General features: G+C 68.0%; 14 protein-coding genes and 1 pseudogene. 4 read left to right on the top strand and 11 right to left on the bottom strand.

Annotated elements, in window-relative coordinates:
* From C1I99_RS24990 to C1I99_RS24940, 11 genes are all read right to left on the bottom strand, one after another.
* Positions 1 to 1250: replication initiator (locus tag C1I99_RS24990; RefSeq protein WP_111136637.1), on the bottom strand; the 1250-nt coding region annotated here is incomplete at its 3' end.
* Positions 1250 to 1516, bottom strand: a complete 267-nt coding sequence (locus C1I99_RS24985; RefSeq protein ID WP_111136636.1) for a hypothetical protein — start codon at positions 1514 to 1516, stop codon at positions 1250 to 1252. The genes C1I99_RS24990 and C1I99_RS24985, both read right to left, overlap by 1 nt.
* The gene (locus tag C1I99_RS24980) at positions 1513 to 2355 is read right to left on the bottom strand and encodes a DUF2637 domain-containing protein (RefSeq protein ID WP_111136635.1); all 843 of its coding nucleotides are present in this window, start codon (positions 2353 to 2355) and stop codon (positions 1513 to 1515) included. The genes C1I99_RS24985 and C1I99_RS24980 overlap by 4 nt, the downstream gene beginning before the upstream one ends.
* Positions 2342 to 2632: a hypothetical protein gene (locus tag C1I99_RS24975; protein WP_111136634.1), complete on the bottom strand. Its 291-nt coding sequence runs from the start codon at positions 2630 to 2632 to the stop codon at positions 2342 to 2344. Before C1I99_RS24975 ends, C1I99_RS24980 begins: the two co-directional genes overlap by 14 nt.
* The gene (locus C1I99_RS24970; RefSeq protein ID WP_438941447.1) at positions 2629 to 3039 is read right to left on the bottom strand and encodes an RRQRL motif-containing zinc-binding protein; all 411 of its coding nucleotides are present in this window, start codon (positions 3037 to 3039) and stop codon (positions 2629 to 2631) included. Before C1I99_RS24970 ends, C1I99_RS24975 begins: the two co-directional genes overlap by 4 nt.
* Positions 3036 to 3335, bottom strand: coding sequence for a hypothetical protein (locus C1I99_RS24965; RefSeq protein ID WP_111136633.1), 300 nt, complete (start codon positions 3333 to 3335; stop codon positions 3036 to 3038). The genes C1I99_RS24970 and C1I99_RS24965 overlap by 4 nt, the downstream gene beginning before the upstream one ends.
* Positions 3335 to 3778 (bottom strand): DUF6197 family protein, encoded by a 444-nt coding sequence (locus C1I99_RS24960; protein WP_111136632.1) that lies wholly within the window; start codon positions 3776 to 3778, stop codon positions 3335 to 3337. Before C1I99_RS24960 ends, C1I99_RS24965 begins: the two co-directional genes overlap by 1 nt.
* An 85-nt stretch (positions 3779 to 3863) precedes the next feature.
* Positions 3864 to 4073 (bottom strand): hypothetical protein, encoded by a 210-nt coding sequence (locus C1I99_RS24955; RefSeq protein WP_111136631.1) that lies wholly within the window; start codon positions 4071 to 4073, stop codon positions 3864 to 3866.
* Positions 4070 to 4939 carry an FtsK/SpoIIIE domain-containing protein gene (locus C1I99_RS24950; RefSeq protein ID WP_111136630.1) on the bottom strand — a complete coding sequence of 290 codons (870 nt, stop codon included), beginning with the start codon at positions 4937 to 4939 and terminating at the stop codon, positions 4070 to 4072. The genes C1I99_RS24955 and C1I99_RS24950 overlap by 4 nt, the downstream gene beginning before the upstream one ends.
* A gap of 86 nt (positions 4940 to 5025) precedes the next feature.
* The gene (locus C1I99_RS24945; protein WP_111136629.1) at positions 5026 to 5913 is read right to left on the bottom strand and encodes a hypothetical protein; all 888 of its coding nucleotides are present in this window, start codon (positions 5911 to 5913) and stop codon (positions 5026 to 5028) included.
* 296 nt (positions 5914 to 6209) lie between these two features.
* The gene (locus tag C1I99_RS24940; RefSeq protein ID WP_111136628.1) at positions 6210 to 6527 is read right to left on the bottom strand and encodes a hypothetical protein; all 318 of its coding nucleotides are present in this window, start codon (positions 6525 to 6527) and stop codon (positions 6210 to 6212) included.
* Positions 6528 to 6683: 156 nt separating this feature from the next.
* On the opposite strand from C1I99_RS24940, the gene C1I99_RS24935 reads away from it, so the two are divergent.
* From C1I99_RS24935 to C1I99_RS24925, 4 genes and pseudogenes are all read left to right on the top strand, one after another.
* Positions 6684 to 7475 (top strand): GntR family transcriptional regulator, encoded by a 792-nt coding sequence (locus C1I99_RS24935; RefSeq protein ID WP_111136638.1) that lies wholly within the window; start codon positions 6684 to 6686, stop codon positions 7473 to 7475.
* Positions 7463 to 7780, top strand: a pseudogene (locus tag C1I99_RS34205) (glycosyltransferase); the annotation flags it as partial. The gene C1I99_RS24935 and the pseudogene C1I99_RS34205, both read left to right, overlap by 13 nt.
* 42 nt (positions 7781 to 7822) lie before the next feature.
* A complete protein-coding gene (locus tag C1I99_RS34200) occupies positions 7823 to 8215 on the top strand; it encodes a hypothetical protein (RefSeq protein WP_233512700.1) in 393 nt (130 codons plus the stop codon).
* Positions 8216 to 8344: 129 nt separating this feature from the next.
* A complete protein-coding gene (locus tag C1I99_RS24925) occupies positions 8345 to 8983 on the top strand; it encodes a hypothetical protein (RefSeq protein ID WP_111136626.1) in 639 nt (212 codons plus the stop codon).
* Positions 8984 to 9259: the final 276 nt, after the last annotated feature.

The following is a 9259-nucleotide window of genomic DNA, read 5'->3' as shown; positions in this document are numbered from 1 at the left end:
GGTGTGTGGGTGGGTCGGCCGATTCGCCAGCAGGCGTCGATGAGGCGGGCGGTGTGGTCGCCGTCGGGGTCGGCGTAGTCCCCGATGCTGTCGGCGGTCAGGCGGGTGGAGGTGTGTCCGGTGGCCTCGGTGCTCTTGGTGGCGTACTTGGCAAGGTAACCGGCGACCATCCCGTCGGTGACGTCCCCGTCGGCCCCGGTGGTGATGGGGCGGATGTCGAGCTGCTCGCCCCAGGCGATGAGCCAGCCGTCGGGCCGGTCGGGGTGCGGCGGGGTGTGGAAGGCGACCTGTCGGGCGGCGTGCCGGAAGGCGTCGACCAGCTCGGTGACGCCGAACCCGGCGGGCGGGGGCACGATGGCGTTGGGGTCCTGGCCGTTGACGCCGTCGAGGCGGGCGATGGCGTGGAAGTGGACCGCTCCGCGTGCTTGGAGTTCGGCGACCTTGCCCGGTGACAGGCGGACCGGTGGGACTCTGCGGGTGTTGCCGGAGGCGGTGACGACCTCGACGCGGGGGATGCCCCGGCGGCGGGCGAGCTTCGCCAGCCATCGTTCCGCGGCTTGCTTGGTGCGGTGCCACAGTTCACCGGAGAACAGGTTCCAGACGACCTGGTGGTCGTGGTCGTAGCAGTCCAGGCACAGCGGATGCCTGAGGACAGCGTCTCCAGTCTCATGTCGTGCCCAGCAGACCGCCGGGCGGCCGTGAGGGCAGAGAGCGACGTCGCGGCGGGCGTGGCACGGTTCGGCGCGGCAGTCGCAGCGCTTCCGGTTGCCGCAGGTGTGCCGCTTGACCACGCGGGCGTGGACCGGGCCGAAGGACGGGGCCGTAAACGTCGGGAACACGGCCGGGTGCTGAGCGACGGTGCCGGGGATGCCCTTGCCGCCGACGAGGCCGGCGCGCAGGAGTTGGAAGGCGTCGCGTTGGTAGGTCTGCGCGCACGACGGGCAGACGGTGGCGCGGCGGTTGCCGCAGGCGGTGTAGATCGCGGCGTCGGGCATGGCATCCGTGTGCCGCTGGTCGAGGATCCGGCCGGTGCTCTGCTCGACGGTGAGGAGTTGGCCGGCGAGGCGGATGGGGCGGGTGCAGCCGGCGGCGGCGCGGACGTGTTCCAGCCAGCCGAAGTAGTCGGATTGTTGGGCGCGCAGGAACGCGGAGCCTTCGGCGGTGTAGGCGTAGACCGGTGGGGTGTCGGCGTTCGAGCCCACACCCCGGGCCGAAGCGGTCCGGGGTGTGAGGTCCAGCGTCGACACCATCAGGCGGACACCTCGTCGAGGTGCCGGGTGGTGATGGTGTGTTGGGTGACGATGATGCGGCAGGCTCCGCACTGGCGGGCGGCCGGTTCGTGCCGGTAGCAGGGAACGGTGGCGGTCGTGTCGCCGCAGCGGATGGTGACCGGGGTGCGGCAGGGTCCGCCGGGGATGACGTCGATGACGGTGCGGCGGGTGTCGAAGATGTGCGGCACGGTGTAGGCCGGGCAGGTGTGGGTGACGTACTCGATGTCGACGACGTAGATGGTCATCGGGCACCACCGACCGGTGTGCCGTTCACGGCGGGGGTGTGGCCGTTGATGGTGTGCAGCAGTTCCCGGGCGATGGCCGGGGTGACCGAGAGCAGGGCGGCCAGTTCGTCGGTGGTGATGGGTCGGCCGTGGGTCTGCTCGTGTTGGCGGGTGGCGAAGCGGGCGGTGGGCACCAGGTGCGTCGGGACCTCCGGCCGTGCGACCGGGATCGGGGTGAGCGCAGGTGCCTCGATGACAGCCGGCGCGGCGGCCGGCGGGGTGTCGACGACGGCCGCAGTGTCGACGGCCGGCGGCGGTGTGGTGTCCGGCGTGACAGCCGGGAGGATGGGTTCGGTGGTGTGCTCGGGTGTGGCCGCGAGGTTGCGGGCGGCGGTGAGCAGGGCGGCGGCTTCGGCTTCGATGGCGGCGAAGTCGGGGCGGATGCGTCCGGCGACGAGTTCGACGCCGATGACGAGGACGACGACCAGGGCGAAGACCAGGCGCAGGCCGAGGCTGCCAGGGGAGGCGAAGTTGATGGTGGCCGACAACAGGGCGGCGCAGGCGAACACCACCAGGGCTCCGCGCTTGGCGTCCTTGGCGATGCCGGAGGTGCGAACGACGGTCAGCATCGACACCATCGCGGCGTCGAAGATCAGCGGAACTAGGTAGGCGAAGTAGCCGGCGTCCTGGGTCCACAGGTAGTGGGCCTGGTGCAGGTAGCTGGTCAGCAGCGCACCGAGCAGAACGAACCGGTTGTACCGCTTGATCGAGCTGATTGCCTTGAGCATCGCGGGTACGGCGTTGCGGGCGTACTCGGCGGCGAACTGCTCAGTGACGGCGGCGGGATCAGTGGTGGCCATGAGGGGTCACCTCCGGGGCGGTTTCGAGGTCGATGAGGTCGGTGACGCCGGAACAACCGACGCAGAACAGCGGTCGTAGGCCGAGGACGGCCAGGCTGACCAGGAAGCAGGGCACGCAGGTGAAGTCGGCCGGGAACAGGCCGTCGCCCTCGCAGGTCGGGCAGACGCCGAGGCAGGCCGGGCAGGGTACGTAGACGGGGCCGAGGATGTCGTGGACGCCGGCAGGGGTGTTCTGCTCGATGCACCACAGGCAGGGGTCAGCAAGGTTGAAGCTCACGACGGGTTCCCTTCGTGGCAGGTGAGGCAGCAGCCGTAGCGGCGGGGGATGTAGTAGGGCTGCACCACGCCGCAGACGCGGCAGGTACGGCGGGCACGAAGCGCCTTGGCGATGGCGGCCCGCTGGGCCTCGGTGGCGGTGCGCTTGGGCGCGGCCAGGTCGAGGCGGTAGAGGTAGGCGACCCGGCGCTGTTTGCGGTGTCGCCAATAGATCTGGGCGACCGGGTCGTGTCCGCCGGGGCGCAGACCGGCGGCGCGGAGCTGCCGCACGGTGGCCAGCCCGTCAGGGGCGGCGTGGTAGGGGAAGGTGGGGAACCCGTAGCGGGTGCCGAGCGGGTCGTAGAACTCGACCCGGATGCCGGTCCGGTCGGCCAGGGCGGCGAGGTCGTTGCTGTGCAGATCGGTCACGGCTTCTCACCGCCCCAGCGCTGTTGGGCGGCCTGCTTGGAGATGCCGAGCCGGGTGCCGATCTCGGACCAGGAGTAGCCGAAGGCTCGCAGGCCGATCACGGCCTCTCCAATGGCCCCGTCGAGGTTGGCCGACAGGGCGACCAGGTCGCGGAGGGCTTCGATGTCGCCGGTGGCGACGCGGCGGCCGTGGGCGCGGATGATGCGCCGGGCGAACGCGGCGAAGGCGTCGTTCTCGACGACCTCGCGGCGCTTCTGACGGGGGGTGCGCGTCAAGGACGCCTTGACGGTGAACATCAGTTCTCGCCTCCCTGGCCGTGGAGGCGGTCCCACTCGTCGGCAGCCGCCTGTAGGGCGGTGATGACCTGCTCGGCGGTGCGGGCCGGGTCGTCGTTCCACGAGTAGGGAGAGGTGTTCTCGTCGATGACGAAGCCGCCTTCGTCGACGGCGAAGACCGGCGTTGTGGTGTCGAGGTAGTCGACGAACGCGCCCAGGGCGGCGAGGTAATCAGCGAGGGTGCCGCCGTCGAGCTGGGAGAAGTGCTCGACGCGGTGGCCGGCGCAAGCGATGCCGATGGCCCCGGCGGCGCAGGCCGGCGGGGTGAGGAAGTCGGCGGGGGCGTAGATGTCGTAGTAGCTGCTCTGGGTCCAGCCGTGCCGGCGCAGGTAGAGGGCAGCCATCCGCAGCAGGTCAGCAGGAGTGACCTCGACGGTGGTGGGTGGTTTCTGGGTAGCCTTCATGGCAGCCACGTCCTTTCGGGGCTGTTGGTGGAGGTCGGCAGGACCAGCTCTGCTGCCAGGCGATGACCTGGTCCTGTCGGCCGATTCAGGTGGTGCGTAGCCGCAGGTAGCGGCGGTGCCGGGTGTCGTCACCGCCCATACGGGTCGGTGTGGAGGCGAAGACGAGTCGGCCGCTGGCCGAGGCGACCTGGACCATGGCGGCGATGTCCTCGGGGCGGCCGATGATCCACAGCTCGGTGTACTGGGCGGCCTTCTGGTTGTTGGCACGCGCGTAGGCGCGTTCGCGGGTGGTCATGCCGCCATCTCCCATTCGGTCGGGTCGACCGCCGGGGCGGGTGTGCCGGTGGGGCGGCGGGTCCAGGCGGCGTAATCGGCGATGTTGTAGATGTCGGTGTCGGTGAGGTAGGCGGCCTTGATGCGGCGGGGTACGCCGCCTTCGGCCAGGAGGTAGGCCGCGCCTTGGTTGGTGGGTGCGATGTCGGAGGCGGTGTAGCCCTGTTCGGCCCAGCCTTGGCCGAGGATGATGTTGGAGCTGTTCAGCGAGGTGCACCGGAACGCGGCCCGGTAGCCGAACAGGTCCCGCAGCGAGGCGGGGATGATGTCCCACGAGGGGCGCTGCGTGGCGGCGACGACGGGCATGCCGCAGGCCCGGCCGAGGGACACGAGCCCGCGCAGGAGGGTGGAGAACTCTTCCTGCTGTGCCTTGGTGCCGAGCACCGTGGAGTACATGGCGAGTTCGTCGATGACGGTGAGGATGACCGACATGCCGTCGCCTTCGGCGAGCTTGCGGCGCCGGTTGGCCAGCAGCCAGGTGTAGCGGTTGGTGGCCACGACCAGGAGGCGGCGCAGGATGTCGATGCCGTGGTCGATGTCGGGGCCGATGAACGCATCAGCCAGGTCGCGCCAGGGGCCGAGTTCGACAAGCTTGGCGTCGAACAGCACCAGGCGGGTGTTGTCGCAGAGGACGCCGTGGCCGCAAATGTTGTTGACCAGGCCGGACTTGCCTCCGCCGGGTTCGCCGGCGGCGAGGAGGTTGTGGTAGACGACGTCGAGGTAGACGGGCTGGCCGAACTCGTCGATGCCGATGAACACCGGGTCGAACATCGACAGGCCCGCACCCACCGGCACCGCGCCAGCGGTGGTGGGAGTCGTGGTGGTCATGGGTGCCCTCCTTGGGCGAGTGGTGGGCGCGAGAAGCCACACGAACGAGCCGCAATGACTCCTCGCGTCCCGGGGTTGGTGTGGGGTCAGATCCAGTCGGAGACGTCGTCGGTGTCGTCCGACGCGGAGGAAGCCGCGGGCTTGCTGCCGTTGGCGGTCGTGGCCGGCTTCTTGCCGGCGGGCTTGCCCTGGGCCGGGAGGGTGATCGTCGGTGCGTCGACGTCCGGCAGGTCCAGGGCGGTGGGCACCGTCAGCGGTGACGCCGAGACGGGTGCGGTCGGGTCGATCACGTCGACCAGGGGCGAGCCCACGCGGGCGTTGAGCACCTCGCGGCGCTTGATGTCGAACCGCAGATAGGCGGCGTTGCTCTCCGAGGCGCGCTCGATGAGCACGGTGGAGGCGTGACAGGTCACCGCGATCTTGTCGAGGCGGGATTCCAGGTCCTTGGCAGACAGGCCGGGACGCAGGTAGACCCAGACCCGTTCACCGACCGGTGTGGGGCGTGCCCACAGGATCAGCGGGAGGCTGCCGGACTGGTTGGCGATGATGAACTGCGCGAAGCACACGCGCAGCCGGTGGCGCACGATCAGGCACCACGTCCAGGCGATGACCTGGCGGCGCACGGTTGGGATGGCGGCGGGGACGCCGACGACCAGGGCGACCACGAGCAGGGTCACCACGGTCGGGGTGTGGTTGGCGAGCTGCACCCAGCAGGTGAGCAGCACGACCGCCAGGAACACCTCTAGGCTCCACCACCACAGCAGCCGGATCACCGGCCACACCCGGACGAGCAGCCAGACGACAGCGCCGGTCGGGACACCGATCAGGGCACCGACGAACAGGGCCACGATCGGGTGCCAGTAGGAAGCGGCCACCACGGCCGACAGAAGGCCGACGATGACCGCCGTCAGGATGAACGCCATCTTGGCGTTCCGCGCGGAGGAACGGTGAACCTTGGCCTCGATGACCGTCACCGTTGCGGTGGACTTGCCGCCGAAGCGACGGGGGCTAGACTTGGACACGACGAGTCCTCCCAATGCCAGTTGGGTCGGATGAGTAGGCGGCACCGGGGTCGGCAGACGTAGGAGTCAGTACCGACCCCGGGCCATTTCCTTCGGGGTTGTCACCACTGCCAGGTGGCGACCGGACCGGGAGAAGTAGGAGTCAGGAACAACTCCCGGAACCGCTTGAGGTGGGTTAGCGGACCGTCAGGCCGCTTGCGCGGTGGCCACGGACACCAGTGGCACACACAGCACGTCGTGCGAGGGACCTACTTGGCCGCAGAACCGTTCTTCGGCTTCAGAGACACCGCCCGGAACGCGACGCCGTTACGCCCGTTGGTCGCCCACGGAATGGCCTCCAACTGCTCGACTGCCAGGAAGTCACCCACCTTCACGCTCGGCTTCTCACCCGCCGTGGTGATGGTGATGACCTCCCCGCCCGTCTCGTCGAGCACGAAGACCTGGGTGGACCACATGAGCCGGCCCGTGTTCTTCTCGGACTTCTGGTTGCCGTTCTGGTCGTTCTTCGGCTCCGGGTCCTTCGACGCCGTCACCTGCTTGCGCGTGGTGTCCACGTACAGCTTCAAGGCCGTCTCCTGTCTGCTTGGGGCACCGCTCGTCGGTGCACTCCGTTGTCTTCATGTCTTCATGAAGACGTGTAGACAAGGTAAGGCGGATCGACCGATCGCGTCAAGACTTCATGAAGACCTAAACTGAGGGCTGACGTGAAGGAGTGTGAAGACGTGGCCAAATGGGAGCGGATCGCCGCAGAGTGGCGGGAAAAGATTCATTCGGGCGAGCTAGAGCCTGGGGGGAAGCTGCCAAACGAGCAGACGCTGAAGGACGAGTACGAGGTGAGCTTGCCCGTTGTTCGGCAAGCGCTCGATGCGCTTGAAGCAGAAGGTCTCGTCGACCGTCGCCACGGTCGAGGCACCTTCGTGCGCGCGCCTCGACAGCGAGTGCGACGCTCTCCCGAGCGGTACCAGTGGGAGAAGGATCGAGCCCGGCTACCGGAGTCCCAGCGACGCCGTACCGGTGCGACCGAGCGGGACACCGGATTGACGATGCAGGATCTTGAGTTCTCGGCGGAGTATCGGACTGTGCCCGCAAGCGCCGACCTCGCCCGACTCTTCAGCGTTCCTGTCGGGGCCAAGATGCTTGAGCGCATCTACCACACGAGTTCGCGCAAGGAGAAGGTGCCACTCAGCCTCAACACGTCCTACATGGTCTACGACGTCGTTGCCGAGAACCCCGCACTGCTCGACGACAACAACGAGCCATGGCCCGGCGGAACCCAGAACCAGCTCTTCACCATCGGCATCGAGCTAGACCGAATCGTTGACGAGATCACTGCACGGCCGCCCTCGGCGGACGAAGCCGAAGCCCTGAAGCTGCCCCCTGGAGTGTCGGTGCTCATCCTTCGCAAGATCTCCATCGACACCAAAGACTGCGTCGTCGAGGTCTCCAACGTCGTGCTGCCCGGCGACCGGACCGAGTTCGTTTACACAACGAAGCTGGCGCGGTGGTCCGAGTGAAGATCTCCGTGATCACTCCGGTCCACCCGCCGAGCATCCCCTACCTGGCAGACGCGTACGAATCGCTCCGATCACAAGAGCTGCCAGGCGGATGGACATGGGAGTGGCTAGTCCAGGAGGACGGGCGTACCGGCAAGGTCGCGGCTTCCTTGCCCGACGACCCCCGCGTACTGAGCGGGACGGGCAGACCTGGCGGTCCAGGGACCGCGCGCAACATGGCAATGGCGCGCAGCAGCGGCGACCTCTTGCGAGTCCTGGACGCAGACGACCGACTCACCCCAGGCGCCCTCGCACGTGAGATCGAGGTACTTGCCGGCCGATCTGATGTCGGCTGGACCACGTGCAGCGTGCTTGACCTGATGCCGGACGGATCGACGGTCGGATGGCAGCACGCAGACCCACCAGACGGCACCCTCCACCAGGGCGATGTGCTTGGGTACTTCCGCAACAACCGGTACCGGCTTCCGGTTCACCCAGCGACGCTGTGCATCCGACGTGATCTCGCGCTCGCACTTGGCGGATGGATGGCCCTGCCCGGCGGAGAAGACACCGGGCTACTGATCGCCGCGTCAGTCGTCACCGACGGGTACTTCATCGCGGAACCCGGGCTGTTGTACCGGAAGCACCCGGACCAGATCACCGGCCAGGCCAACTGGACCGCGCCGAGCGAGTGGATGCCTCGTATGCGACTGATCGAGGCACGGGCTCTGGCGCTTCAGGACCTCTGGAAACAGCGCTAGCCGGAGGCCTGCCCGGAAGGATCGAGCAGTCGGCGACAGAGCGGAGTCAGGCTCGCAGTTCCAGTCGTCGTCCTGGGGGAAGAGATCCAGCAGACGTCGTAATCCGGCGCGGCGGACTAGGGTACGCGCATGGGCTTGCACTGCGGGTACCTCGTGGCGACTGCTTCACCGACCAGGCTGCTGGAGGAGCTGTCGCGACATGCAGGCGAGTTCATCAGCGATGCGGCCGTGGAACGTACTGCCGACGCTGAAGTCGACCCGGGGCAGTTCGACCTGCTGCTCGGCGGACGCGACGGCCATGCATTCCTAGTCGACACGTCAATGTTCCTGTCCGACAGTCCCGACATGCTCGTTGCCATGTCCGCTGAGCTGGGCACCGTTGTGGGCGCTGGTGCTGAAACCGTGTCAGGTACATATTGGCTGACTGTCGCCCGCGACGGCGAGCCGCTGAGGTACATCCACACGTCGCACACAGGCTTGACGCGGGGTATGGCGATGGGTGAACCGCTGTCGAGCGAGGATGAGCACCCGCTTGCCGACATCAGTGGGGGCGGGGTGTTCGCCGCGATGGCGCTGTTCGGGCTCGACCCGTCCCCCTGGCTGGCGTCCGGACCGGCCACGATCATCAAGTTCGACGCTGCCCGGTTCCCGGAAGACGGACCCATCGCCGCCATACGCCGCAAGCACCTTGAGCAATACAAACGTCCTGAGGACGAGTGGTTGAGCAGGATTACCGCGGTAGCCGTCGAGGGACCGCCCGCACCATGACCTATCCGCTCATCGGCACAAGCGGATAGGCCAGCCCCTCCGACCGCCCGCATTCACAGCGGATAGCCAGCGAGCTAGGGCATCGTGTCACGCGTCAAGTGAAGCCACCACGTAACGCGTCATGCGGAGTACGACAGGTCGGCTGCCGCTGTGATCCGTCAGCTGATGTGCGACGCGGTTCCGCCAGGTGATGTGCGACGGGTGGTCTAGGAAACGTGGGTAGCGATCCGCGGTCGCTGGCCTTTGATGCTACGGACTGGGTGGGTGGTGGTGCGT

This window comes from Micromonospora deserti, assembly GCF_003236335.1.
In the GTDB taxonomy this organism is placed as follows: Bacteria; Actinomycetota; Actinomycetes; order Mycobacteriales; family Micromonosporaceae; genus Micromonospora; species Micromonospora deserti.
The sequence above is the reverse complement of the archived record's forward strand: the minus strand, read 5'-3'. Positions and strand labels throughout refer to the sequence as shown.

Bases quoted from the DNA above. Each gene is read 5' to 3' on its own strand.
- C1I99_RS24985 (WP_111136636.1), bottom strand. From the start codon at position 1,516: ATGACCATCTACGTCGTCGACATCGAGTACGTCACCCACACCTGCCCG.
- C1I99_RS24980 (WP_111136635.1), bottom strand. From the start codon at position 2,355: ATGGCCACCACTGATCCCGCCGCCGTCACTGAGCAGTTCGCCGCCGAG.
- C1I99_RS24965 (WP_111136633.1), bottom strand. From the start codon at position 3,335: ATGTTCACCGTCAAGGCGTCCTTGACGCGCACCCCCCGTCAGAAGCGC.
- C1I99_RS24960 (WP_111136632.1), bottom strand. From the start codon at position 3,778: ATGAAGGCTACCCAGAAACCACCCACCACCGTCGAGGTCACTCCTGCT.
- C1I99_RS24955 (WP_111136631.1), bottom strand. From the start codon at position 4,073: ATGACCACCCGCGAACGCGCCTACGCGCGTGCCAACAACCAGAAGGCC.
- C1I99_RS24950 (WP_111136630.1), bottom strand. From the start codon at position 4,939: ATGACCACCACGACTCCCACCACCGCTGGCGCGGTGCCGGTGGGTGCG.
- C1I99_RS24925 (WP_111136626.1), top strand. From the start codon at position 8,345: ATGGGCTTGCACTGCGGGTACCTCGTGGCGACTGCTTCACCGACCAGG.